A 26494-nucleotide genomic window follows, 5' to 3' on the forward strand; every position below is an offset into this window, starting at 1 on the left:
GTTTTGATGAGGTGCCCCTCATAGAATTTAGATCCAAAGGCCTGTATTGTCCGCCCGGTGATTTTTACATTGATCCGTGGCGCAAGGTGGATTACGCCGTCGTCACTCATGCACATGCGGATCACGCACGTTGGGGCATGAAGCACTACTTGGCGCATCATCTAAGCGGTTCTGTGCTCCGTTTGCGTCTGGGTCAAGATATTTCGCTTCAAACCGTTGAATACGGTGAGGTGATCGCCCGCAACGGGGTTAAAATTAGCCTTCACCCTGCAGGCCATATCATTGGGAGCGCACAGGTACGAGTGGAGTATCGAGGAGAAGTTTGGGTCATTTCAGGAGACTATAAAACAGGGCCCGATGACACGACCACTCCGTTCGAGCCTATTTCATGCCACCACTTCATTACGGAAAGTACCTTCGGATTGCCCGTTTACCGCTGGGCCCCTCAAAATCAAATCTTCGAAGACATCAATCGTTGGTGGCAGCAAAACGCCGAAGAAGGTCGCGTGAGCCTCTTGTTGGGCTACTCGCTGGGAAAAGCACAACGCTTATTGACCGGGGTGAATGCAGATATCGGTCGGATTTTTACCCACGGCGCTGTGGAGAATACCAATTTGGCCCTACGGGCCGATGGTTTTGGCAAGCTGCCCCAAACCGAACAGATTACTCGTGATAGCGACAAGTCCCAATTTCCCGGCTCCCTAGTAGTGGCTCCACCCTCTGCAGCTGGTTCATCTTGGGTGAAACAGTTCCGTCCTTTTGAAGTCGGCATTGCCAGTGGCTGGATGTCTTTGCGAGGTCCACGACGCCGACGAAACGTGGACCGTGGATTTGCGCTCAGTGACCATGCTGACTGGATCGGTTTGCTCGAGGCTATTGAAGGCACGGGGGCTGAGCATATCTACGTCACTCACGGATATACGGATGTATTTGCGCAGTATTTAAATGAAAAGGGATACAATGCTTCCGTAGTGCGAACGGAATACGAAGGGGAATTGGCAGAAATTGGAGAAGGGACGGTTAAAGGGGAGGAGTCCGCATGAGAGCTTTTTCCAACCTGATACTCCAGCTGGATGCCACCACGCGAATTAACCCCAAGGTTGAAGCCTTGGTGGATTTCTTTCGATCCACGGATGACGAGGATCGGCTTTGGGCCATAGGTTTACTCGCCGGCAAAAAACCGAAGCGCTCCATCAATACTAGACTCCTTCGCGAATGGACAGCGCAAGCGTCCGAGATTCCCCTATGGCTTTTCGAGGATTCCTACCACATTGTCGGGGACTTGGCTGAGACCTGTGCTTTATTGGCTCCAGAGCCCAGCCAACCCACAGACCGCTCCTTAAGCTACTGGATGAGCTACCTAGACCATCTTAGGGGGCTCGACGATGAAGGGAAAAAGGAATCTCTGATGAAAGCCTGGGACCAATTGGAGCGGCCTGAAAAATTCGCCTTCCACAAACTGATTACGGGAGGCTTTCGAATCGGTGTTTCTCAAAAGTTGATGACCCGCGCTCTAGCCAAGTTCACAGGAAAGGAAGAAGCAGTCTTAGCACATCGCCTAATGGGTAATTGGACGCCTTCAACCACGACCTATCACGATTTGATCGAAGCAGATCGCTTGGGAGATGATCTGAGTTTGCCTTATCCTTTCTATCTCGCCTATCCTTTGGAAGAAGAACCAAATAGTTTAGGATCGGCTTCAGAGTGGATTGCCGAGCGAAAATGGGACGGTATTCGCGGACAGCTGATCCGTCGCAAGGAAGAAGTCTTTGTTTGGAGCCGTGGAGAAGAATTAGTTACCGATCAGTATCCAGAACTCCTTGCCTTAGGTCAAGCACTCCCTGAAGGCACCGTCCTGGATGGCGAAATCATGGCCCATGATGGCCAACAGGCCTTGCCTTTCAATCTCCTTCAAAAGAGAATTGGGAGAAAAAGAGTCGGTCCAAAATCACTGGCTGATGCTCCTGTCAAGCTCATTGCCTATGATCTTTTAGAATGGGAAGGGCACGACTGGCGGCAGATACCATTTGAGGAGCGCAGAAAGCAGCTTGAAAATCTCGTCACCCAATTGGAGCATCCTGTCCTTCTCTTAAGCGAACGTGTTCCCTTTCAGGATTGGAACGTCTTGGCTGAGGAGCGAGAAGGAGCCAGAGCGCACAAAGCTGAAGGGTTGATGCTGAAGCGGGCGGATTCCATCTATCAGGTTGGACGTAAAAGAGGGGACTGGTGGAAGTGGAAAATGGATCCCCTGACCATTGACGCGGTTTTGATCTACGCCATGCGCGGCCACGGCCGTCGAGCAAATCTATATACCGACTACACCTTTGCCGTTCGGGATGGAGACCGTTTAGTCCCGTTTACAAAGGCCTATTCTGGGCTAACAGATGCCGAGCTCAAAGAAGTGGATCGCTTTGTCAAGAAGAACACGCTAGAACGATTCGGGCCTGTTCGATCTGTAGAACCGGAACTGGTTATGGAGATTGCCTTTGAAGGGATTGCGCGGAGCTCGCGACATAAATCGGGCATTGCCCTGCGCTTCCCGCGAATACACCGTTGGCGGAAAGACAAGCCGTCGGAAGAGGTCAATACCCTTGCGGATCTTCAAGCACTGCTCAAACTCTACGAGTCATGAGCGGAGTTGTGCACGATTTTAGCTTGGTTGAAAAAGGGTTCTTCGAAGCTCAAGGGTGGTCCTCCTTTCCCTTTCAACAAGAGGTCTGGCAAAGCTATTTAGATGGTTATCACGGCTTGCTCAACGCGCCTACGGGCAGTGGCAAAACCTACGCCCTTTTTATGGCGGTCCTCCTTCAAGCTCTGCGGGATGACCCCGCAAATGCCAAGAAAGCTAAAAAAGGCCTGCAATTGATCTGGATTTCTCCCATCCGCGCCTTGTCTAAGGAGATTCAATCCGCGACTTCCAGGGCATTGGAGCAGCTGGGGTTTGAGTGGGAGGTAGGTGTTCGAACGGGCGACACTTCTCAAAAGGAACGCGCAAAGCAGAGTAGACGCCTACCTGAAGTGCTCATTACCACGCCGGAAAGCATGCACCTGCTCCTGGCCCAAAAAGACTACCCGCGACGATTGAAGCCTCTTAAAGCCGTGGTGGTCGATGAATGGCATGAGCTCATTGGCAGCAAGCGCGGAGTACTGGTGGAGCTCGCTCTTTCACGGATTCGGGGCCTACGGCCCGATGTACGGACTTGGGCCATTAGTGCAACCATCGGGAATCGTTCGGAATCCCTTGAGGTCTTTCTCGGTGAAACCCCACCCGGTAAAGAGCGGAAACGAACGGTAGTCGTGGCCCCCGTTGAGAAGAAGATAGAAGTGGAATCTGTACTGCCCGATGAGATTGAGGAATTCCCCTGGTCTGGACATTTAGGCATCCGACTGCTCGAAAAAGTGGTGCCGATCATCGAGAAGAGCAAAAGCACGTTAATCTTTACCAATACCCGCGCTCAAGCCGAGATTTGGTATCAACGCCTCTTGGCCGTCAAGCCAGAGCTTGCCGGGCTCATGGCCATGCACCATGGCTCTATCGATAAACACTTGAGGCATTGGGTGGAGGATGCCATTCACGAAGAGCGGCTAAAGGCAGTCGTCTGCACGTCAAGTTTGGACTTAGGGGTTGATTTTAGACCCGTGGAGACTATTGTGCAGATCGGGTCACCCAAGGGAGTCGGACGTTTTCTGCAACGCGCAGGAAGGAGCGGGCACCGACCTGGAGCAACAAGCCATATTTATTTTGTCCCTACGAATTCGCTGGAGCTTATCGAAGCCAGTGCGTTGCGTTTTGCGATGCAACATCAGCTCATTGAGCAGCGAACGCCTTATATCCGGTGTTTTGATGTTTTGACCCAATACCTGATCACATTGGCGGTATCCGAGGGCTTTGATCCGCAGGAGATCTACAGGGAAGTCAAGGCCACGCATTGCTACAACAGTATGGATCAGGAGGAATGGTCTTGGATACTTCGTTTTATCACGTCGGGTGGGGAGTCTCTGAATAGCTACAGCGAATTCAAGAAGGTGGAAATTGAGGACGGACGTTACGTGGTACGAAGCCGCAGAACCGCCATGCGGCATCGAATGTCCATCGGCACCATTGTGAGCAGTGCAAATTTGACGGTTAAATTCAAGCGGGGCCCTCGCATAGGGTCCATAGAGGAGTGGTCTATCGGGAAGTTGAATCCAGGTGATGCCTTTCACTTCGGGGGGCGGACATTAGAGCTTATTCGTATTGATGGCATGACTGCTGAGGTCAAGCTGTCCAAGAAGAAAAAGGCCAAGGTGCTTTCCTATATGGGAGGGAGGATGCCCTTGAGCAGTCAGATGTCCGAGGTGCTCAGGAAGCAACTGACCAAGGCGATTTCAGGGGGTGAGTTGGATATTGAATTAGAGACGCTTCAGCCCCTCATTGCTTTTCAAGCCCATCGGTCCGCGGTCCCTAGAGAAGATCAATTACTCATTGAGCACTTTGAAACACGGGACGGCCACCATTTGAGTGTATATCCTTTTGAAGGGCGTATGGTCCATGAAGCTATGGCTGCATTATTGGCCTATCGAATTGGATTGCTTGAGCCCATCAGTTTTTCCATGGCCTACAGCGATTACGGCTTTGAATTGCTGAGTGATCGGCCTATTCCCATTCAAGATATTTTGGACAATGACCTCTTTACGAGTCGAGGCCTTAGTCAGGATCTTCAGGCCAGTTTGAATAGCTCTGAACTGGCCACGCGGCAGTTCCGTGACGTGGCTCAAATTGCGGGTTTGGTTTGGCAGGGTTATCCCGGTCAGCCCGTGAAGCTCAAACATCTTCAGAGCAGTACCAAGTTGTTTTTCAAGGTCTTTGAGGACTACGAGCCGGACAACTTATTGTTGCGTCAAGCCTTTGATGAGGTGTTCCAGTTTCAGTTGGAAGAAGCCCGACTTCATGAGGCCTTGGAGCGCATTGCGGGCCAAGAGTGGCTGATTCGAAATCCCGAAAAGCCCAGCCCTTTTGCCTTTCATTTGATGGTTGATCGATTGAGGGAAAGCATATCTTCCGAGACGTTGGAAGATCGCATCAAAAAAATGCAGGTACAATTCGCATGAGAACCGCTACCGTTGAAATTCGAGGTGAGTTATTGGAATTACTTCCAGAAAAGGCTGTTTGGTGGGCGGGTCGTCACGCTCTCGTGCTCAGCGATACTCATTTTGGCAAGGTGACGCATTTCCGAAGAAACGGGCTGTATGTGCCGTCCTCAGCTAAGCTAGAGACTATAAAACGTCTGGAATGGTTGATCGTCAAGTATCAACCTGAGACAGTCTTTGTGCTGGGTGACCTCTTTCATTCAGCCTCCAATGAGGAGACCCAAGATGTCATGGATTTGCTCGCGCGCCACCCAGAGATTCGTTTTGTAGTCGTTATTGGAAACCACGACCGACACCATGAACCACTTCTTGAAAAGCTGGGGTGGGAGTCTGTTTATGAATGGGAGGAGGGCCCGTTTACATTTGTGCATGAGCCTCAATCAATAGATGGAAGGTATGTACTGGCTGGGCACATTCATCCTGCCGTAAGGCTGCAAGGAAAAGGCAGGCAACGATTAAAGAGGCCGTGCTTTCATTTCGGCGATATGCTAGGGGTGCTTCCCGCCTTTGGAGAATTCACGGGTACCTACGTCATTGAACCCCAGAAATCAGATACAATTGGGGTGTGTTTGGAAGATGAAATTTGGCTTATTTCTTCTGAATCACCGCTCGATGATGGGCTTGGCTGACCCTCCATGACTCTCCTCGAAGTAAGTATCTTAAAGACTTCATCCATAGTTTTTTAGCATCATTAATTGAAACTGATGCTTGAACATATTCTCCTTCTGTTTTTTCTGCCGAGTAATCGAAGAAGTCCAAGGCTTCACGCATGGATAGTTCAGGTATTCCGTAAACGGACGCAAAACGAGGATCTATTAGGGTGTTTAAGGACCCCTCAAAGAGATCCTGAGCCTTGTTGCTCACTTTTCGGTTGTTGGCGTTTTGAACGCTTTTATCGTCTCCGGTGGACCAAGTGGATATTCTTTTGACTTGCTTTCGGTACGGATTTTCCTCGTAAGATTTGCGCAGATCTTCTGCTGTTATATGATGAGGACTACAAAGCATGTTCAGTAATGCGCTTACCCTTGGAAAAGGATCGCCAACCAGATCTTCATATTTGACAAGGTGTACTCGGGGATGTTCCCGGAAATTCCAATACAGGGCAACGTTTACCAGCCATGTGGCAGATGCAGTATACGGCCCCCATCCGCGGCGAAGCAGGCTATCGAGGACATACAAGGGGTGGCGAACCGTATAGATGAAGTGATGATCCGGATGAGTATCGAGCCAAAGATCAATGGCGTTCGCGTTTTGAGGCGTTTTCTCGAAGACCATCCCGTTTTTAGGCTTCTTCCGAAAGGCTAGAAAGCCGCGGGCAAAATCCTGAATCCAGGCGTTCAAATCGGGTGCCTCTTTAAAGCTATTGTTGAACTCGGTGTGGGACAATCCATAACCCGGAAGATGGTCGTATCGCGTGTGGATTCCGGTGGCCTTCAGTGTGGCAATATTGCTGGTGCGTTTGGGGTTGCGCTGAAATCGGCTGAAGTCGTAAAGCTCTCGATTGCAAAACAACTCCAATTCAGGGCCGCATGCCGCGAAAGGAGCGCTGTCGAGAAGATCGGCCAGTAGCGTGCTGCCCGAACTTGGCGAGTTGCCCAGAAGTATCAGTTGTTGTCTATCTTCACCCACGAAATCCAAAAGTAGAGAATTGGCCCTTACCCGTAATGCGAATCTGGTGAATACCGCTCTGTCCTTTGCAGGGGCGGGCTTGGGCTTTGTCAATCAGGTGGTCCTAATGGCGGGTTTCTTCTCGCCCGAAGAGCTCGGTTTAACGCGCGTTCTTTTTCAATCGGGAACCCTATTGGCTCAGTTCATGGTTTTTGGAACCAATCCCCTGGTCATTCGATTCTATCGGGCCGATGCACCTCCTGTGCTTCGAAATCTTCGATTGGCTTCGGCCAGTATTTTGGCTTTTGGCGCGTTGATTTCAGTATTGCTGCTCTGGGTGTTTCAAAAGCCATTCATTGCCTTCTACGTGGAGAAATCTGCCTTGTTTGCAACCTACGCATATTGGGCTGTACCCTTGGCCTTAGGATTGGCCGTTTTTCAACTGCTAGCCGCATGGGCGCAGTCTGCGCAGCGATCTGTTTTGGAAACAGGGCTGAAGGAAGTGGGATTGCGCTTGCTGATCACGATAGGCATCTCCGCGTATTTGTTTGATTGGGTGTCTTTCGAAGTTTTTGTTGGGTACTACGCCTGGATCCCGATGATCACCGCCTTGGCCCTTGGTGCAGCACTGTGGCCCCGAAAGACGGTGTCGCGTGATCAAGAGGAGGAAAGTGCCATTCCCTGGAAAGTCTACTTGCGTTTTTCCGCCTATAACGTCTTATCGAGGGCCAGTAACTTCATTACGTTGACCATTGACGTCCTATTCCTGGGGGCCTTGGTAGGGCTGGAGGCCGTAGCGGTGTATTCGATTGCAACCTATCTCGTAGGTTTCATGATGATTCCCTATCGCGCCTTGCAAAAGGTGGCTTTTCCAAGAGTGGCCCGCTGGTGGCAGGACAAGGACAAAGCGTCGATTCAAAAATTATACGGAGAAACCGCGAATGGACTCCTTTTTTGGAGCGGGACTATATTCGTCGGTCTTTCCCTGTGCTTGCCTTGGTTTAACGCGTATTTAGGACCGGAGTACGCGGGTGTAGGTTTGGTCTTCAGTATTTTCGGACTGGGCCGCTTGGTAGAAATGATTACCAGCATCAATAGGGGTATACTGCGCAACTCTCCATTATTTCGATTCGAAACGCTCTATTCTTTGATATTCATGGGTACTCTGATCGGTTTGGACCTTTGGTTGATCCCCGTTTTTGAAGAGCTCGGGGCCGGCCGAGGAGTTGAAGGAGCGGCATGGGGGAGCGCCGGAGCATTCCTGCTGTTCAACACCTTGATTAGTAGCACTTTGTTTTTTGCCTACGGCATGATGCCTTTTCGCCCGCAGCAGCTCATACTGGCCGTTTGGCTTTTCCTGAGTTGGTTCCTTTTACCCCGTTGGAGCCCTACAGATCAGATCTTGCTGGATACGTTTATCCGAGCGGCCATATTTGGGCTCTCAGCCATTGGAATCTTCATGTACTGGTATCAAAAAAAGGCCAACCGCGATTGGCTGACCTTAAAATGATTTTGTGGGAGTGGGCTTATTTGCCTAGCCAAGAACGAAGCATCCAGTGATCCTTTTCCATGTCCTTGGTATATTCCTGAAGGAGGGTAACGGTACCCGTGTCTCCGTTGTTTGCCGCGATTTCCGTGGCTTCCACAAAGTAGCCGAGCATTTCTTCGAAATCAGCCAAGATCTCACTGGCCATTTCTCGTGATTCCGTATTTGGTGATGCCTCGGCAATGCTTGCGTGCTCCAGATAATCACTGAAATTGCTCAGTGGCGTACCGCCAAAAATGCGAATACGTTCTGCGATTTCATCAATGTGCTCAACCGCTTTGGTGTAGTACACTTCGAAGTTCTCATGCAAGTCGAAAAAATCATCGCCAACAACGTTCCAGTGAAAGTTGCGAAGCTTTTGGTAGTGCATTTGATAGTTCGCGAGTACGGCATTTAGGCCGCCAATAATGGCATTGCTTTCTTCAGAGTTAAAGCCGAGACGGTTGCTGGTTGATGTATTCATCACATATCGTGTTTTAAAGATTATGGATTCAGTTTTAACGCTCTACGAAGGTCGTGATTCTTTGGGGTTGTGCCATAGAAAAATCATTATGATATCCAATCAAGTATAGGTAATCTCAATATAGCTTCTTCTATTAACTCAAGGTAGGCAACTCCCTTTGGCGGTCCACCAGGGGTGAAGCTCCATGACGAGTCTTCCGGCCTGAATCATGGGGTCCATGGATTCTAGTTCGCGTGCTTCCTCAACTGTTCCAACGTCAAAAATGATTATGCCTCGGAGGTCGGTGTCGTCTCCCATGGGGCCCACCATGGCAATCTTTCCTTCCTCGGCGAGGCGATTGAAATGGGCGAGGTGACCTTCTTGTAAAGTGGCGGCCGTGGCGGAATCATGATCGCGATTCGGCCCGGCTTTCAGCAGGCAAAGGACGTAGCTTTTCATGATGTAGGTAGTGTCGCCTTCCTCGAGTTCGAATTCACGAGGAGGCTGCTGGGCCATCGCGCCGTAGGCGCAAAACATAAAAAGTAGGAGTGTGGTTAGTAGCTTCATATCCAAGGCTTCAGATTTTAGAGAAAATTCGAATATTATTGCAACATGAGCAACGAGATTGAAGAGATCTTTCCGACCCTGAACGACGAAGAGCTGCGCGAGCAGTTAAGGAATGAATGCACCGTTCGGCAGATTCCTGCCGGAACGACGCTAATGGAAATGGGCCAATATGTCAAGGCGATTCCCTTGATTACATCGGGCCGTGTGAAGGTATTCCGAGAAGACGATGATGGGCACGAGCTTTTCTTGTACTATTTGGAACCCGGAGAAGGTTGCGCCATGAGCTTCGCTTGCACGCTTCACGACCAAACCTCGCAGGTGAAGGCTGTTGCCATGGAGGATACAGAGTTTATTTCCGTTCCCGTCACCTTGATGCCGGAATGGATGAGTAGGTTTAAATCGTGGTATCGCTTTGTGATTGAAACCTATCAAGATCGTTTTGAAGAGTTGCTGAAGACCTTGGATAGTATTGCCTTTCATCGAATGGATGAACGTTTGATTCAATATCTGCAGAAAAACGCTAAGGTATTGGAAACAAAGGTTTTAAAGCTGTCGCATCAAGAGGTGGCCTATGAGCTAAATACCTCGCGGGAGGTGATCTCACGCCTCTTGAAAAAGATGGAAAAGGACGGCATGGTGCTGCTTGGGCGCAATCGAATTGAGCTCCTGTCTATTTAAGCCGTGACTTTGGTTACTGAGTTCAGGCGTCCGCGAGTTCTACCTTTGCCGTAAATTAGCGTCGCTATGAACCCCAAGTCCTTTATTCCCATACTCGAATGGTTGCCTCGCTACAAGCGGGAAGACTTGCGCGGTGACATCTCAGCAGGCTTAACCGTGGGAGTAATGCTCATTCCTCAGGGGATGGCGTATTCCATGTTGGCTGGTCTACCACCAATCTACGGACTTTACGCATCAACTATCCCACTGATCCTCTACGCGATTTTTGGAACAAGCCGTCAACTGGCGGTGGGTCCGGTGGCTATGGTAGCCCTTCTTATTTCATCCGGGGTAGGAGCTATTGCGCCTGTGGGTAGCGATGAATTCATCGGATTGGCGATTTTGCTGGCCTTTATGGTTGGGGTGCTTCAGTTTTCCCTGGGATTGTTTCGTTTGGGTTTTCTGGTCAATTTCTTATCTCATCCCGTCATTTCAGGTTTCACGAGTGCCGCTGCATTAATTATTGGCTTGAGCCAACTCAAGCACCTACTGGGCATTGACATTCCTCGTAGCAACTATATTCATGAAATACTGATCAATGCTGGTCAGAACATTCAGCACGTGCACGTGCCCACACTTCTTCTGGGCGTCGTAGCGATTGGGCTGATGATTGGCTTAAAGAGAATCAATCGACGCATTCCTGGTCCACTCGTGGTCGTATCCCTTGGAATTGGCCTGGTGTCCCTGTTCAAATGGGATCAGGGAGGGATGAAGATCGTCCGAGAAGTGCCGAGCGGATTACCGGACATTCAACTTATGGCGATGGATTGGGCGGCCATAAACCAACTCATGCCTATCGCGCTGACCATTGCACTGGTCGGGTTCATGGAATCGATTGCCGTAGCCAAGGCCATTCAGGCCAAACACAAGGATTATGAAGTAGTTCCAAACCAGGAGCTCATTGGCCTCGGTTTGGCCAATATTGGAGGTGCGCTTTTCCAGGCTTTTCCAACAACGGGTGGATTTTCCCGTACCGCGGTAAATGATCAGGCAGGTGCGCGTACAGGCTTAGCCAGTATCATCAGCGCCGTTCTCATCATTCTGACCTTGCTGTTCCTTACGCCTCTTTTTTACTACTTGCCCAAAGCCATCCTCGCAAGCATCATTATGGTCGCCGTCTTTGGTCTGATTGATTTTAAAGAGGCCCGGTACTTGTGGCGGACGGACAAGCGCGACTTTGCGATGTTGGCGGTGACCTTTGGAGCAACCTTGGTCCTGGGTATTGAAGAGGGAATTGGAATTGGTGTTCTGTTGAGCCTCGGGGTTGTGATTCACCGTGTAGCTTATCCACATATGGCTCGTGAAGGCCAGTTACCGGGTACGCAGAAGTTTCGCAACATTGAACGTTATTCTGAAGTGGAGGACGACCCGGAAATGCTGATTGTGCGATTAGACGCCCGTCTTTTCTTTGCAAACACCAATTACTTTCTTGATCGGTTGACGCGATGGGAACGAGAGAAATCGAATACCCTGAAGGTGGTCATCCTCAATGCTAAACCCATCAACGGGTTGGATTCCACCGGAGTGCACACCTTGCATGACATGGCTGAAAGCTATCGAGAACGAGGTATTCAATTCTACATTTGCGGCCTAAAAGGTCCATTGCGGGATGTCGTTCATCGTTCGGGTTTGGTGGATCAAATTGGAAAGGAGAACTTTTTCTTTGATTTACGTGATGCGGTAAACCACTACCGCGGAGAGCAAGATCGAGTATCTGCAGAAGTCGTCATGCAAACCAACACCGACGAAAATGCCTAAGAATCCACCTGTACGCGATGATTTAATCCTAAGGGACTACTTGGCCATTGACCGAACACGTTTAGCCAACCAACGCACGTTATTGTCCTTTTTTAGAAGCGGCTTGTACCTCTTCGTCACTGCCGTGGCCGTGGACAGAGTTCCCATGTTAGAAGACCTCAAGTGGTTGACCGCAGTCATGTGGGCCTTGGGCGTTGGCGTGATGCTCATTGGACTGATCAATTACCTTTTGATGCGAAGAAAGATCCTTCGTGCCTATCGCATTAGCGAAGAAGCGGCGGAAAAACTCGCCGAAGAAGACTCCTGAACATCGTAACATTCATCACGTTCAGGTATGATAATCATCAGTATTTTTGTACCGTCTTTAGAAGTTAAAGAAGTATTCCTATGAAAATAGAGCAGATATATACCGGGTGCCTTGCTCAAGGTGCCTACTACATAGAGTCGAACGGAGAAGTAGCGATTATTGATCCGCTTCGCGAAACACAACCTTACCTGGACAAGGCTCAAGCCGAGGGAGGTAAGATCAAATACATTTTTGAAACCCATTTCCACGCGGATTTCGTGTCTGGACACGTCGATCTCGCCAAGAAAACGGGAGCCACCATCGTTTACGGTCCCGGAGCACAAACCGCCTACGATATTCACGCCGCACAAGACGGTGAGGAGTTCACGGTGGGCGCTGTTCGGATTAAAACGTTGCACACTCCGGGACATACTCCGGAAAGCACGACATGGCTCTTGATCGACGAAGAAGGCGGTAACCACGCGATCTTCAGTGGAGATACGCTGTTTATTGGTGATGTAGGACGTCCTGATCTCGCCGTGAAAAGTGACTTGACAGAGCGCGATTTAGCGGGTATGTTGTTCGACAGCCTCCGCAATAAGATCATGCCTCTTGAAGACGAAGTCATCGTCTATCCAGCACATGGAGCGGGTTCTGCGTGTGGTAAGAACATGAGTAAAGAAACGCATGACTTGCTGGGCAATCAAAAGAAAGTCAATTATGCCCTACGGGCCGATATGACCAAGGAGGAATTCATTGACGAATTGCTCGATGGCATCTTACCTCCACCTCAGTACTTCCCCAAAAACGTACAAATGAACAAGGAGGGGTACGCTTCCATCGATACGGTATTGGAAAAAGGGGTAGTGCCTTTGAATGTCGAGACGTTTGAGGCTCTGGCGAACCACGAAGGTGCACTCGTGCTCGATGTGCGCGGCCCTCAGGACTTTGCCCAAGGTCATATTCCCAACTCCATTTTCATCGGGATCAATGGATCCTTCGCCGGATGGGTAGGAACGCTCATCACCGATTTGCAACAGCCGATCATTATTGTTGCTCCCGAAGGTCGTGAGGAAGAGACCGTAACACGATTGGCTCGTGTGGGTTACGACAATACCTTGGGGTATCTGGATGGTGGATTTGCTGCCTGGAAGGCTGCCGGGAAAGAAACCGATACTGTAGAGTCCATCCCTGCTACGGAGTTTGCTTCGCGCTGGAAGGCAGATACGATTAAGGTGCTCGACGTGCGCAAGCCAGGAGAGTTTGAAGCTGAGCACATCGACAAAGCGTACAACCGTCCATTGGATTACATCAATGACTTCATGGATGAGTTTGACTCTGAGGAGAAGTACTACATCCACTGTGCTGGAGGGTACCGCTCCATGATTTACGCTTCTATTTTGAAGGCTCGCGGATTTCATGAATTGGTTGACGTGCAAGGCGGCTTCAAAGCCATTGCCGAAACGGATATTGAAGTCACAGACTATGTGTGTCCTTCAACCCTGCGCAAAGAGCAGCAAGAAGGATAAACACTCCTTTTACAGGCATTTTACGGGCGACATTACTCATCCCTTGTGTAACAAAAGTTACGGTCCAACCTGAGGTCTGTATCTACCTTTGATTCATAAAGGCTAGGAGCTATGGAATGGATAACCGCCCCATGGCCTTGGTACGTCGCAGGGCCTATGATCGCATTGATCATGTTTGTATTACTGGCGTTCGGTAAAGAGTTCGGGTTTAGTGCTAACCTACGCACCATGTGTGCGGCAGTAGGAGGAGGGAAGTACGCTTCTTTTTTCAAGTTCAATTGGAAAGGACAGATCTGGAACTTGGTGTTCGCCGTGGGCGCCATTCTAGGGGGGTATATAGCACACACTTACCTCATGCCCTCGGAGAAAATAAGCTTGAATCCAAAAACGGTTGCAGAGTTGGAAACCTACGGTCTTTCGGCCGCTGGCGAGCAGTATATTCCGCCCGAATTGTTTGGATGGGATTATCTAGCTACATGGCAGGGTTTTGTCATGATGGTCGTCGGAGGGTTCCTCATCGGCTTTGGTACGCGCTATGCCGGCGGGTGTACATCGGGCCACGCCATTTCGGGTTTGAGTAATCTACAATGGCCCTCGCTGTTAGCGGTGATCGGTTTCTTCATTGGAGGGTTGCTCATGACCTATTTAGGGCTCCCTTTCTTATTACCAGGTCAATAACCACAAACGGAAGGTCATGAAATACTTTAGGTTCTTACTTATCGGGGTCGTATTCGGAGTGGTTTTGACCAAAGCCGAAGTCATTTCTTGGTATCGGATATATGAAATGTTCCGCTTCCAGTCCTTCCATATGTATGGAGTCATTGGCTCTGCGGTGGTTGTGGGCATTGGACTCGTTTGGCTGATCAAGAAATACGACATCCATCCCTGGTACGGCGAAGAGATGATGCTTTTTGATAAGCAGCCCAGCGTACCTAGATACTTATACGGCGGAATTCTCTTTGGACTTGGATGGGCGATGACTGGAGCGTGCCCAGGCCCTATGTTTATTCTTCTCGGCTATGGCGTGCCCGTTATTGCGGTCGTCATTTTGAGTGCTCTGCTGGGCACCTTCGTCTACGGGCTGGTTCGGGACAAAATCCCGCACTAAACACATCGATCAGTTCTTCAGCTGATAAAGATCAGTTTTGAATGTGACTATTGCCACGTTTAAAGCGTGGAGCACCGGCTACTTTTGAAAGAGTAGAAAAATCAACGATTCAGAAAATGAAAATTGAACAGATATATACCGGGTGTTTGGCGGAAGCCGCTTACTATATTGAGTCAAATGGAGAGGTGGCGATTGTAGATCCACTCCGCGAAACGCAACCTTATATTGACCGTGCAGAAAAGGACGGTGCGCAGATCAAATACGTTTTAGAAACGCATTTTCATGCCGACTTTGTATCGGGGCATTTAGATTTGGCAAAGCGCACAGGCGCTAAGATTGTCTTTGGGCCTACCGCTCAGCCATCATATGAGGCGCACGTGGCCGAGGACGGCGAAGTGCTGACCCTTGGAGATATTCAAATCAAGGTTTTGCATACACCTGGGCACACCATGGAGTCGACGACCTTTTTGGTTATCGATGCCGAAGGGAAGGAGCACTCCATATTTACTGGGGACACGCTTTTTATCGGGGATGTAGGACGGCCTGACTTGGCCGTGAAAACAGATCTCAGTCGCGAGGATCTGGCTGGGCATCTCTTTGACTCCTTGCGGACGAAGATAATGACCTTGCCGGGAGATGTCATTGTGTATCCTGGTCATGGAGCTGGCTCCGCTTGCGGTAAGAAGATGAGCGATGAAACGGTCGATACGCTTGCGCATCAATTGGAAACGAATTATGCCCTACGGGCCGATATGACCCGTCAGGAATTCATCGAAGAAGTAACGGATGGTCTTGTGACGCCTCCACAGTACTTCCCTAAGAATGCCGTGCTGAATAAAACCGGATACGAGTCTTTCGAACAGGTTATGGACCGCGGACTACAGCCACTCTCTGTGGACGATTTTTTGAAATCCGCTGAATTGACCGATGCCCTCATCTTAGATACGCGCACGCCGGACGATTTTCGAGATGGTCATATTCCGGGTTCCATTTTTATTGGAATTGACGGGAGTTTTGCCACTTGGGTCGGAACGCTAATTACGGACTTAAAACAACCGATGCTCATCGTTGCTGATCCAGGCCGAGAGGAGGAAGTGGTCACGCGCTTGAGTCGTGTGGGATACGACAATGCTCTTGGGTATCTAGGAGGTGGATTTGAGCAGTGGGTGGCATCGGGCCGTGAGGCCCAAAAAGTAGCCCAAGTAAGCGCTGCTGAACTCAAAGAGTCCATAAATGAGCCTGGAACCGAGGTTCTCGATGTGCGCAAGAAAAGCGAGTTTGACAGTCAGCATATTGAAGGGGTTCGGAACCTTCCGCTCGACTTTTTGAATGAGCATATGAATGAATTGGATAAAGATACTTTGCGTTATGTGCATTGTGCTGGTGGGTACCGGAGTATGGTATTCATCAGTATTCTTCAGGCCCGTGGCTATCAGCATTTGGTAGACGTGGCTGGAGGTTTTAAGGCCATTGAGGAAGAAGGCTTCCCGATGACCGAATATGTTTGCCCTTCCACGATGCTTTAAGCATCGAGTAGGTTCATAGCGTGTCCCGGGATTCAGGGGTGGATCCCGGGACTATTTTCGACCCCTCGAAACGCTGAGAACAAGAGGCAGCTTTGATTTATGAACTTAAACCAAACGCTATGAAAAGCCATCAAATCGTCATTATTGGAGGAGGAACCGCCGGAATCACGGTGGCCGCTCAATTGATGCGTAAGAACAAAAATCTCGACATCGCCCTTATTGAGCCCTCAGAAAAGCACTACTACCAGCCGGCATGGACCTTGGTTGGGGCTGGAACTTATGATATGGCAAAGACCGAGCGCGATGAGGCAGGGTTAATCCCACCAGGTGTTCGATGGATTAAAGAATACGCCGAAGAACTGAACCCGGATGAGAATAAGGTCGTCTTGCGGAGCGGTGAGGAGGTTGGATATGAGTTCTTAGTAGTGGCGCCGGGAATTCAAATGGATGTGGATGGTATTGAAGGGCTGGCGGAGACCTTGGGTAAAAATAATGTTTGCTCCAACTACATTGATCCGGAATACACTTGGGAAATTCTTCAAAACTGGAAAGGGGGGAAGGCTCTTTTTACTCAGCCGGCCACACCGATTAAGTGTGGTGGGGCACCCATGAAGATTATGTTTTTGGCGGCCCACAACTTCCGCAAGAACAACCTGCATGCTCAAAGCGAAATCACTTTTGCTTCCCCTGGGAGCATCATTTTTGGGGTGAAGGAGTTCGCTATCACTCTGGAAAAGGTCGTAGAACGTTACGATATCGATACGCGGTTTCATCACAAGTTGATCAAGGTCGACGGTGAGCGAAAAGTGGCGACATATGAGGTTGTGAAATACGATAACACAGGTTGTATGGTGTTGTCTGATCAAGGTGAGCCTGTAAAATCTGTTGAAGAGATTGAGTTTGACATGCTTCATTTGGCACCGCCGCAAAGTGCGCCTGATTTCATCAAAAGATCCAAACTGGCGCATCAAACTGGCGCCAACAAGGGATGGATGAATGTGGATATTCATTCGCTTCAAAATCCAGACTACAGCAATGTTTTTGGATTAGGTGATGCGGCGGCCCTTCCTACAGCCAAAACGGGTGCTGGGGTTCGGAAACAAGCTCCCGTAGTCGTGGACAACATCTTAAACATGATCGAAGGAAGGCACGCACATAACTTGGGCTATACAGGATACAGCTCATGTCCGTTGGTGACTGGCTACGGCAGAATGGTGCTTGCCGAGTTCGGTTATGAGAACAAGAGAATGAGTGACCCTATGATCTCCACCTTTGTGGATACAACCAAAGAACAGTGGAGCATGTGGATGCTTAAAAAATACGGACTTCCCTTTATGTATTGGGATTTAATGCTGAAAGGGAAAGCGTAACAGCAGGTTGAGGTAAAAGTGAAAAGCCCCATTTTGATGGGGCTTTTTTTTATTCCCGTACGGGGTCGCTCCAGACACTCATGGAATGAACCCTTTTGTTTTCTTCATCATAAACCTGCCAAGTCTCGATGGGTAGGCTGTAAATATGCAGGCTGATCGTTCGGCGATCCACACAATTAAAGCCGCGGTGGAAACCAATGTAATCGTTCAGGTATGGAATGGACTTTTCGGGTAGCCTCGTGCTTTCAATCAGTTTGAGCTGATTTTCCAGCATAGAGGTAAAGTACTGTTCAATACAGAGCTCGCCTTGTAGAATGTACATCCAACCTTCTTGATAATCATAGGTGTGAATAGGGGAGGTTTGATGAGGTTCCCAGCACATGAGTAGCAGTTCGCAATCATTGTTGCGAAAAAGCGGTATTCGAGTGTAATGATCGTCACTCCAAGTGCACAGCGGAAGCACTTCCTTTTCTAAATCCAGCTGGACCCGCTTTAGGATGCCCATATACCCATCCTGATCTGGGCCTTTGGCCAGTTCTTCTCTCAATTGATCGATGGTGGTTATCGGGTTCATGGTGTCTTTTCTGGATATACCTAAAGTTCCGAAAAAATGTCCAGAAACCATGAATATGGAAACAGCTAATCTATCCGGTCGTTAGATAGGGGTGAATAGATAATTTGTTGATAAAAATTGAACTAAACCCCTTTTGATCGAGGGTTATAAATGTAAAAGTTGAATAAATTAGCTCTTCATAACTAAAATATAGGGGGTAAAATGGAAAAGAAGAATAAATTAGTGTCTCGAGGAATGTTCTTCATTTTGGTTGTAGTGGCCATTGTAGCAAGTGTATATCCAGCGAGCCATCCTGAGTCAACCCGTGATTGGGATTCTGGAACGATCGCATGGCTGCTCACTGCGGCTGGATTAGTGCTCATTATGACACCTGGACTGAGCTTCTTCTATGGAGGAATGGTTCGGGCAAAGAACGTTGTGAGTACCATGCTGCAGAGTTTTATCGCTCTTGGGGTTGTCAGTATTTTCTGGTACGCATTTGGATTTAGTCTAGCCTTTGGGGATAGTATTGGTGGTTGGATTGGTAATCCCTTGAGTTTCGCTTTCTTCAACGACGTTGGCACTGCCGCTCATCCTCGAATTGCTTCGGGAATACCCTTCATTCTTTTCGCGGCGTTCCAGCTCAAATTTGCCATAATCACTCCAGCGCTGTTCACTGGTTCCATGGCGGAGCGTCTTCAGTTTTGGAGTTATGTAGTGATGATGGTGCTTTTCTCATTGCTGGTATACTGTCCATTGGCTCATTGGACCTGGCATCCCGATGGAGTCCTTTACACCCATGGAGTGCTGGACTTCGCCGGCGGAACAGTTGTTCACATAAGCGCCGGAATCATGGCCTTGGTTGGCGCATGGTACTTAGGGCCACGTAAGGTGAAGGAGTTGGTAGATCCATCCGAAATCAATGTGCCTTACGTCATTCTCGGTACCGGATTACTGTGGTTCGGTTGGTTTGGTTTCAATGCAGGTTCAGCCTTAGCTGCAGATTCGCTTGCTGTCAAGGCTTTTGTCAATACGCATTTCGCCTCTGCGGCCGCCATGATTGGTTGGGTGCTGTACGATGTTATGATGGGTAGAAAGCCTACGGCTCTTGGTGCTTGTATCGGCGCAGTGGTGGGGCTCGTCGCCATTACACCTGCTGCGGGATTCGTGAGTTATGGGCCTTCGTTAATTATAGGTTTGTCTGCTGCACTCGTTTCAAATGTCGTAGTGGAACGCTTTAAAAGATCTAGTGTGGACGATACCCTGGATGTGTTTGCCTGCCATGGACTCGGAGGTATGATTGGAATGCTCTTAACGGGCGTGTACGCCGAAGAAGGGGGATGGGTGACCACTGGTAATCCAACCTTGTTTTTAAAACACCTAGGAGCACTGGTCTTTGTCGTTGTGTTTGTGGGAGTTAGCTCGTACATAATTCTTCGTGTCGTAGATCGAATGATACCCATGCGTGTCTCAGACTCGGAAGAAAAAGAGGGTCTCGATCGAGCTATTCACGGAGAAGCTATTCTGAAAACAGCTTAGTGCTCGTTGTGCATCGTGCCTTAGGCACAAATAGAATAAAAAAGGTCCTGCTGAAATGCGGGACCTTTATTGACTTGTAGCGAGAGAGAGCGTTAGCTCCCGATGGTCGCTGAGTGGGAGGGGAGGCATTACAGATCAAAAAAAGCTTCACTTCGTTCAGCACATTTTGCATTACCCCACTCGCTAAAGCAAGCTTTGCTCGGGGCTAAATGCAAAAAAAGTCCCGCAATTCTGCGGGACCTTTATTGACTTGTAGCGAGAGAGAGACTTGAACTCTCGACCTCCGGGTTATGAATCCGACGCTCTAACCAGCTGAGCTACCTCGCCTTGCGATTTTTGAGGGTGCAAATATAAGTCAAATAGATTTTTCAACACAATTTTCCTAACCCTTGATTTTTATATATTGCGACCCAGCAATTCATCCCCTACATGTCAGACAAAATCAAATACCAGCTTGAATTTCCGGTGAAAGCGTCACCAAAAATGTTGTACCAATATTTGACGACGCCATCGGGATTGTCCGAGTGGTTTTCCGACGATGTAAATTTTCGTGGAAAGAAATACGTCTTCATTTGGGATGACAGTCAAGAAGAAGCTGAAATCATCAGCAAGAAGCCCAATGTCTACATGAAGCTGAGGTGGCTGGAAAACGACGACGATTCGTTTTTTGAGTTCCGGATTGTTATCGATGATTTAACCAAAGATGTTTCGCTGATCATTACGGACTTCGCGGATGAAGACGAGATCGATGAAAGCAAGATGTTATGGGAGACGCAAATTCACAACCTGCTGCACGCCATAGGTTCTTGATTCCAATTGATCGCAAGGGAACAGGGAGTATCTTGCCTTGGTTCCTCATCCCATTTGGGATATTTCTTGTCTTCGCTCAGTTTACCTTGTTTAGGTCCGGTAAGGGAATGGAGCTTCAGTTGAGGTTTCAGGACCTGCATCATCCCGTCGCAGATGCTTTCTTTAAATACTTCACCTACCTAGGAGACGGAGTTTTTGTGGGTGTGATCATCTTAATTTTATTGCTCTTCGTTCAGGTCCGTTCGGGCTTGTTTTTGTTAGTGGCCAGCCTCGTAGATAGTGTTGTTATACAATACCTCAAAAGATCGGTCTTTGGAGATTCTTACAGGCCTTCACATTATTTAATGGGCCATGAAGATTTCAAGACTGTTCCCGGCGTTGAGCTTCACGATCGCTTTAGTTTCCCGTCTGGACACACAGCGGCTGCGTTTTGTCTTTATTTTGGATTAGTATTGGTTGTGCGCAAGAAGATTCCGGCTTTTGTGTTTTTTCTCGTGGCTCTAGGAGTAGGCTATTCGAGAATACACTTGAATCAGCATTTCCTTCAGGATATCTACGTCGGCTCTATGATAGGCACGGGAATAGCGGCACTTTGTTATCCAATTTTCTATCCACGAAGTCGCACCAGTCCTAAGGGCCTTTTGGATCGTCCTATGATTCGTCTCCGATGAAAAAAGAGTTGTGGATCAGTATTTCCATATTCGTTGGATCCTTGATTTTGTTTGTTCCATTTCTCGGTGCCGTTCACCTCTTTGACTGGGACGAGTTGAACTTTGCCGAGGCCGCGCGTGAAATGCTTCTTACAGGACAGCTGAGCACCGTGCAGATCAACTTCCAGAACTTCTACGAGAAACCGCCTTTGTTTTTCTGGATGCAGGCCTTGAGTATGTCCGCTTTTGGTGTGAATGAATTTGCTGCACGTCTGCCAAACGCTATTTGCGGTGCGTTTACCTTGAGCATAGTCTGGAACATCGGAAAGAGGTGGTTCGACGAACGAATGGCGTGGTGGTGGGTGCTGACCTATTTAGGTGCCCTTCTGCCTGTTTTTTATTTCAAGAGCGGAATCATTGACCCTTGGTTCAACCTCTTCATTTTCTTAGGCATTTACTACGGTGTTCGGTTTACATCGAAGTATCAGGAGCGCAAGAGTCACGTCATCATACTGTGCGCTTTCTTCTTGGCTCTAGCACTGTTGACAAAGGGACCGGTGGGTTTGCTCGTCTTTTTACTCGTCAGCGCCGTGTACTTTGTATTTAAAAGATTCTACGGTTTTCCACGTTTGGGCCAAGTGCTGTTATTCTTAACCGTGTTCTTGCTAACTGGAGGCTCTTGGTTTCTTTTTCATGTATTGACAGGCACACCAGAAGTGGTTCAAGAATTCATCAAGGTTCAGGTTAACCTCTTTTCATCCGACGTGGCTGGTCACGCTCAACCATTTTGGTATCATTTTGCCGTCTTGTTGGTCGGCTGTTTTCCAATCAGTGTATTTGCCCTTCCCGCCATGCTTCGCATGCGTTTGGCGAGCTATGAGCGCGATCATTTTCATCTGTGGATGAAGATCATGTTTTGGGTAGTTCTCATTCTGTTCTCCATCGTCAAGACCAAAATCGTCCACTACAGTTCGCTGACATATTTCCCGTTGACCTTCCTAGCGGCATTGACCCTGTACCGGTTCGAACTTCGATCGAAACGACTTCATCCAGGATTATTCGCTTTAGGCTTAATGTTATCCCTTGCATTAGGCGCAGTATACAGTGTCCTTCCATGGATTGAAAGTTGGACGGGCTTGGTCGATTGGTCGAAAGTTGATGTGTTTACGGCTTCTCAGTTCACGCAGCAAGTAGAATGGCCAGAAATCACTCGTTGGATAGGACCTCTGTTCTTGGTGCTTTCTGTTGCGTCTATGATTGGTCTGTTGCGCGGAAAGATCTATTGGGCTAGAATACAGCTTGTAGGAGGACTTTTCATTTCCATGGCGCTCATTCTCTTGGTCACGCCAAAAGCAGAAATCTACTTTCAGCGTCCGGCAATTGAATTCTACAAAAGAGCTTCAGAAGAAAAGGCTTATGTACACACCCTGGGGATGAAATCTTATGGATACCTGTTCTATGGGCAAAAGGAAGGTCCGTTGCCGAAACCTCTAGGTCAATCTGAACGGGAATGGCTGACTGCTGGAGAGGTGGACCGAGTCGTGTATTTCATTGGGCGCAACAACAGACGTGACAAAGTATTGGAGCGCTATCCGAACTTGCAGTTCGTCGAAGAAAGGGGAGGGTATGACCTATACGTCAGACCATACAGTGCTCAGCCCTTGGAATAGAGTTTACTCTTCATCACTCCCCATTTGCACAAGCGGTGAATCAACGAAACCCTCAAAACGCCAAGACCGTAGATCGAGCTGTCCTTTAGGTTAATGGAGGAGGCGTCATCAAAATACTTAGTCGGACAGGTGATTTCGGCAATGTCATACCCTTCATAGAAGATCTGACTTAGCATTTGATTGTCGAAGACAAAGTTGTCCGAGTTGATGTTGTAGTTGATGGATTGCAGGACTTCTTTCGAGAAAGCTCGGTATCCCGTGTGATACTCGGAAAGTTTCTCATTCAATAGGATGTTCTGCGCAAGGGTAAGAATCCGGTTAGCCACATACTTGTACCATGGCATGCCCCCTTTAAGAGCACCTTTACCCAAAATCCGAGAGCCCAAAACGACGTGGTAAAGCCCGTTGGCGATCAGGTAGCTCATGCTCGCCACCAATTTGGGTGTATACTGGTAATCGGGATGAACCATGACGACGATGTCGGCATCCAGCTCCAAGGCCGTGTTGTAGCACGTCTTTTGGTTCCCTCCGTATCCTTTGTTTTGCTCGTGGCGAATGATGTGTTTGATTCCCAGTGAACGACCCACTTCTGTGGTATTGTCCGGACTGTGATCATCGACGAGAATAACGTCATCTACCAAGTCCATCGGTAGTTCTTGGTAGGTCTGCTCCAGTGTTTTGGCCGCATTGTATGCGGGCAATACGACGACGAGTTTCTTTCCGTTAACCATAAAGGGTGCCTTTTATTCGAGCGATCGCAAAAGTAATAAATCCACGTGGAAGGCCGCATTGTAGCCCGACGCAAGAAGATTTTTCTTAGTTTAGGATGCTGTTTGGAATGTGAAGTGCATATGAAGGAAAAGCTAATTCGAGCGGGCGTTTTATTCCTGCTCCTTTTTTTTGGTCTTGAAGCTAGTGCCCAGCGGATTAGAGGTACCGTTACGGATATTGAAACCGGTGAAGGCGTCTTCGGGGCGGGAGTCCTTATAGAAGGCACTCAGATTGGAACCACGACTGATTTCGATGGGAATTTTGAATTGAACCCAGTTGGGCAGTCTTTTCCTTTGACCATTCAAGTGAGTTACATTGGCTACGAATCAGCTGAGATAGAGGTGAAAAACACCAACGTCCAGGTTCGAGCCAAACTCAAACCAACGAGTTTCAACCTCAATGACGTCACGGTCGTAGAGTCCAGAATTACTAAGAAACAAAAAGAAGCGGCCTTGACGGTTGAGTCTATGGACGTCATTGCCATCAAAGAGGCAGCCTCTGGATCCTTCTACGAATCCTTGGGGAATCTTAAAGGAGTCGATATGACTTCTGCTAGTTTAGCCTTTAAGATCATCAATACTCGAGGGTTTAATAGCACCTCTCCAGTACGTTCGCTTCAAATCATTGACGGAGTGGACAACCAAGCACCTGGATTGAACTTTAGTTTAGGTAATTTCCTGGGAGCGAGTGACTTGGATGTGGCTCGGGTGAACATCATCGCCGGTGCAAGCTCGGCGTTTTTTGGCCCAGGAGCCTTTAACGGAGTTATCCAAATGGAGACCAAAGACCCTTGGAGATACGAAGGCATAAGTGCTTCACTTAAAGTAGGGGAACGTTCCCTTACGGAAACAGCTGTGCGTTATGCCAATGTCTGGCAGAATAAAGATGGTGAGGATAAGTTCGCCATTAAATTGAATCTCTTCTACTTATCTGCGTACGATTGGGAAGCGACGAATGATCAACCTATTTATGAATCGGATGCTCCGTTTGGAAATCCAGGAGGATGGGATCGAGTCAACTGGTATGGAGATGAGGATGTGTCTCGACGTTCGAACGATTACACGGACCCCTTGAGCCTTCGCGATGTGCCTGGTCTGGGAATTGTACACCGTACTGGATACTCCGAATTGGACCTAGTGGACTACAATACACGGAACGGAAAGTTTGCCACGAGTCTCCATTATAAAGTAAAGCCAGATGTTGAGGTAATCTATGCCCTCAACTACGGAACGGGAACAACGGTCTATCAAGGGGATAATCGCTACAGCCTGAAGAATATCCAATTCCTTCAAAACCGATTTGAGATTAAGAAAGAAGGCAAGTGGTTTCTTCGTGCTTACCTGACCAACGAGGATGCCGGGGATACTTATGATGCGGTGTTTACCGCATTTCAAATGCAGGACGTAGCCAAGGATATTGATGATTGGCTCATTGATTATAAGGCCTACTGGCGAAGCGTTTACAGCAGTCAAGTTCGCGACCTAACAGGTCTCGACGCCAACGGAAACACGGTATCTATTGGTGAAGTACTCAATACTTTTCCTTTTGACGAAGACTTGTACTACTCCTTGCTCGAGCAGAACAATGAGACCATTCAAGACTTTCATGATGTAACCCGAGCGTGGACGGATTCGACTCCGCGTGTTGGTGGATACGCTTATTTTGAGCCTGGAACGGCTCGATATGACTCCATCTTTGATTGGGTGACTTCTCGATCCTTCCAAGAGGGCGGTTCAAGGTTCTATGATAAGAGCGCACTTTACCACATACACGGGGAGTACAAGTTCACCCCGATGTTTGGAGACATTGTGGTCGGAGGAAACTTCCGCCAGTACTTGCCGGATAGTCGTGGTACCATCTTCTACGATACCGCGGACGTGGTCATTCGCAACAGTGAGTTTGGAGCATACATCGGTTTGGAGAAGAAGTTGATGATGGAGCGCTTAAAGCTGAACGCGACATTGCGGATGGATAAAAATCAGAACTTTGATTATGTGTTCTCGCCCGCTGTATCTGCCGTGTTCTCGCCGGATGAAAAGAACACGATTCGTCTGACCTTCAGCTCTGCCGTTCGAAACCCAACGCTTCAAGATCAATACCTGTATTACAATGTCGGCCGAGCCATTCTCATCGGAAATCTAGATGGCTACGACTCCTTGATTACCCTACAATCATTCAGCGACTATATTGGATCCTTGCAGCCGAGCGAACTCGAATACTTCGACGTTGCACCGATTTCTCCAGAGCAGGTTCGGACCATTGAACTGGGGTATAGAGCTACTTTGGGTAAGAAGGCTTATGTCGATTTAACGTACTACTACAGCATGTACGACAACTTCATTGGATTCAATGTCGGAGTCGACGCAGGTATTCCAAACCAAGGAGGTATTCCTCCAAGTTCAGTGCAGGTCTATCGTATTGCGGCAAATTCTCGTGACCGCGTATTCACTCAAGGGTTTTCTATTGGAGCTAATTACTACCTCAGTGACAATTATATTCTCTCTGGTAACTATTCATGGAACCGCATTGATTTACGGGATTCCGATGACCCTATTATCCCTGCCTTTAATACGCCAGAACACAAATACAACCTTGGGCTCACAGGACGGGACTTGACTATCCTGGGCGTTAAGAACTTGGGTTGGAGTGTCAATTACAAATGGGTCGATAGCTTCCTTTTCGAGGGCTCTCCTCAGTTTACGGGAATCGTGCCTTCTTACTCCTTAGTGGACGTACAAGCGAATTACTCTATTCCCGATTGGAATTTGCTCTTTAAAGTGGGGGCGTCCAACGTTCTGAACAACGATGTCGTTCAAGTATATGGGGGTCCTACCGTAGGCCGATTGGTTTACGGTCAGGTCATCTTCGACTTAGACTTCAAGAAATAACCACCTGAATTCATTATTTTAGCATT

General features: G+C 48.6%; 23 protein-coding genes and 1 tRNA gene. 18 read left to right on the forward strand and 6 right to left on the reverse strand.

Translation table 11 applies throughout. The features are described from left to right. Positions 1-11 precede the first annotated feature (11 nt). From HZ996_08700 to pdeM, 4 genes are read left to right on the forward strand one after another with little or no spacing between them, the layout of a single operon-like run. Entirely contained in the window at positions 12-1043 is a 1032-nt protein-coding gene (locus HZ996_08700) for a ligase-associated DNA damage response exonuclease (GenBank protein ID QTN39214.1), read from the forward strand. Beyond that, positions 1040-2632, forward strand: coding sequence for an ATP-dependent DNA ligase (locus HZ996_08705; GenBank protein QTN39215.1), 1593 nt, complete (start codon positions 1040-1042; stop codon positions 2630-2632). The genes HZ996_08700 and HZ996_08705 overlap by 4 nt, the downstream gene beginning before the upstream one ends. Beyond that, the gene (locus HZ996_08710; protein QTN39216.1) at positions 2629-5091 is read left to right on the forward strand and encodes a ligase-associated DNA damage response DEXH box helicase; all 2463 of its coding nucleotides are present in this window, start codon (positions 2629-2631) and stop codon (positions 5089-5091) included. The genes HZ996_08705 and HZ996_08710 overlap by 4 nt, the downstream gene beginning before the upstream one ends. Further along, on the forward strand, positions 5088-5759 hold the full coding sequence (gene pdeM, locus HZ996_08715) for a ligase-associated DNA damage response endonuclease PdeM (GenBank protein ID QTN39217.1): 672 nt from the start codon (positions 5088-5090) through the stop codon (positions 5757-5759). Before HZ996_08710 ends, pdeM begins: the two co-directional genes overlap by 4 nt. Here pdeM and HZ996_08720 read toward each other — a convergent pair. Continuing rightward, positions 5719-6759: a sulfotransferase gene (locus HZ996_08720; GenBank protein ID QTN39218.1), complete on the reverse strand. Its 1041-nt coding sequence runs from the start codon at positions 6757-6759 to the stop codon at positions 5719-5721. The two genes, pdeM and HZ996_08720, sit on opposite strands and share 41 nt — an antisense overlap. A gap of 19 nt (positions 6760-6778) precedes the next feature. Here HZ996_08720 and HZ996_08725 point away from each other — a divergent pair, with 19 nt between their 5' ends. Continuing rightward, positions 6779-8248 carry an oligosaccharide flippase family protein gene (locus tag HZ996_08725; protein QTN39219.1) on the forward strand — a complete coding sequence of 490 codons (1470 nt, stop codon included), beginning with the start codon at positions 6779-6781 and terminating at the stop codon, positions 8246-8248. Positions 8249-8264: 16 nt separating this feature from the next. On the opposite strand, the gene HZ996_08730 is transcribed toward HZ996_08725, so the two are convergent. After that, on the reverse strand, positions 8265-8747 hold the full coding sequence (locus tag HZ996_08730; protein QTN39220.1) for a DNA starvation/stationary phase protection protein: 483 nt from the start codon (positions 8745-8747) through the stop codon (positions 8265-8267). A 138-nt stretch (positions 8748-8885) separates the two neighbouring features. Next, a complete protein-coding gene (locus HZ996_08735; GenBank protein ID QTN39221.1) occupies positions 8886-9293 on the reverse strand; it encodes a hypothetical protein in 408 nt (135 codons plus the stop codon). 45 nt (positions 9294-9338) lie between these two features. On the opposite strand from HZ996_08735, the gene HZ996_08740 reads away from it, so the two are divergent. From HZ996_08740 to HZ996_08775, 8 genes are all read left to right on the forward strand, one after another. Beyond that, positions 9339-9971, forward strand: coding sequence for a Crp/Fnr family transcriptional regulator (locus HZ996_08740; protein QTN39222.1), 633 nt, complete (start codon positions 9339-9341; stop codon positions 9969-9971). Positions 9972-10037: 66 nt separating this feature from the next. Further along, entirely contained in the window at positions 10038-11768 is a 1731-nt protein-coding gene (locus tag HZ996_08745; protein ID QTN39223.1) for a solute carrier family 26 protein, read from the forward strand. Then, positions 11761-12075 carry a DUF202 domain-containing protein gene (locus HZ996_08750; GenBank protein QTN39224.1) on the forward strand — a complete coding sequence of 105 codons (315 nt, stop codon included), beginning with the start codon at positions 11761-11763 and terminating at the stop codon, positions 12073-12075. The genes HZ996_08745 and HZ996_08750 overlap by 8 nt, the downstream gene beginning before the upstream one ends. An 80-nt stretch (positions 12076-12155) precedes the next feature. Then, positions 12156-13583: an MBL fold metallo-hydrolase gene (locus HZ996_08755; GenBank protein ID QTN39225.1), complete on the forward strand. Its 1428-nt coding sequence runs from the start codon at positions 12156-12158 to the stop codon at positions 13581-13583. Between the two features lie 111 nt (positions 13584-13694). Further along, positions 13695-14261 (forward strand): YeeE/YedE family protein, encoded by a 567-nt coding sequence (locus HZ996_08760; protein ID QTN39226.1) that lies wholly within the window; start codon positions 13695-13697, stop codon positions 14259-14261. A gap of 16 nt (positions 14262-14277) precedes the next feature. Beyond that, on the forward strand, positions 14278-14691 hold the full coding sequence (locus tag HZ996_08765; GenBank protein QTN39227.1) for a YeeE/YedE family protein: 414 nt from the start codon (positions 14278-14280) through the stop codon (positions 14689-14691). 116 nt (positions 14692-14807) lie between these two features. Further along, positions 14808-16217 (forward strand): MBL fold metallo-hydrolase, encoded by a 1410-nt coding sequence (locus HZ996_08770; protein QTN39228.1) that lies wholly within the window; start codon positions 14808-14810, stop codon positions 16215-16217. A 119-nt stretch (positions 16218-16336) separates the two neighbouring features. Then, a complete protein-coding gene (locus HZ996_08775) occupies positions 16337-17587 on the forward strand; it encodes an NAD(P)/FAD-dependent oxidoreductase (GenBank protein ID QTN39229.1) in 1251 nt (416 codons plus the stop codon). A 49-nt stretch (positions 17588-17636) separates the two neighbouring features. On the opposite strand, the gene HZ996_08780 is transcribed toward HZ996_08775, so the two are convergent. Continuing rightward, on the reverse strand, positions 17637-18161 hold the full coding sequence (locus tag HZ996_08780; GenBank protein ID QTN39230.1) for a cysteine dioxygenase family protein: 525 nt from the start codon (positions 18159-18161) through the stop codon (positions 17637-17639). A gap of 201 nt (positions 18162-18362) precedes the next feature. Here HZ996_08780 and HZ996_08785 point away from each other — a divergent pair, with 201 nt between their 5' ends. After that, positions 18363-19679, forward strand: a complete 1317-nt coding sequence (locus HZ996_08785) for an ammonium transporter (protein QTN39231.1) — start codon at positions 18363-18365, stop codon at positions 19677-19679. Positions 19680-19932: 253 nt separating this feature from the next. Here HZ996_08785 and HZ996_08790 read toward each other — a convergent pair. Continuing rightward, positions 19933-20006: transfer RNA gene (locus HZ996_08790), tRNA-Met, on the reverse strand. A 102-nt stretch (positions 20007-20108) separates the two neighbouring features. Here HZ996_08790 and HZ996_08795 point away from each other — a divergent pair. From HZ996_08795 to HZ996_08805, 3 genes are read left to right on the forward strand one after another with little or no spacing between them, the layout of a single operon-like run. Beyond that, positions 20109-20489 carry an SRPBCC domain-containing protein gene (locus HZ996_08795; GenBank protein ID QTN39232.1) on the forward strand — a complete coding sequence of 127 codons (381 nt, stop codon included), beginning with the start codon at positions 20109-20111 and terminating at the stop codon, positions 20487-20489. Next, positions 20444-21160: a phosphatase PAP2 family protein gene (locus HZ996_08800; GenBank protein ID QTN39233.1), complete on the forward strand. Its 717-nt coding sequence runs from the start codon at positions 20444-20446 to the stop codon at positions 21158-21160. Before HZ996_08795 ends, HZ996_08800 begins: the two co-directional genes overlap by 46 nt. Continuing rightward, positions 21157-22809: a glycosyltransferase family 39 protein gene (locus HZ996_08805; protein ID QTN39234.1), complete on the forward strand. Its 1653-nt coding sequence runs from the start codon at positions 21157-21159 to the stop codon at positions 22807-22809. The genes HZ996_08800 and HZ996_08805 overlap by 4 nt, the downstream gene beginning before the upstream one ends. Here the strand turns inward: HZ996_08805 and HZ996_08810 are convergent. Continuing rightward, positions 22794-23540 carry a glycosyltransferase family 2 protein gene (locus HZ996_08810; GenBank protein ID QTN39235.1) on the reverse strand — a complete coding sequence of 249 codons (747 nt, stop codon included), beginning with the start codon at positions 23538-23540 and terminating at the stop codon, positions 22794-22796. The two genes, HZ996_08805 and HZ996_08810, sit on opposite strands and share 16 nt — an antisense overlap. Before the next feature lie 120 nt (positions 23541-23660). On the opposite strand from HZ996_08810, the gene HZ996_08815 reads away from it, so the two are divergent. Beyond that, positions 23661-26468 carry a TonB-dependent receptor gene (locus HZ996_08815; GenBank protein QTN39236.1) on the forward strand — a complete coding sequence of 936 codons (2808 nt, stop codon included), beginning with the start codon at positions 23661-23663 and terminating at the stop codon, positions 26466-26468. Positions 26469-26494 lie beyond the last annotated feature (26 nt).

This window comes from Cryomorphaceae bacterium (assembly GCA_017798125.1).
In the GTDB taxonomy this organism is placed as follows: Bacteria; Bacteroidota; Bacteroidia; order Flavobacteriales; family ECT2AJA-044; genus ECT2AJA-044.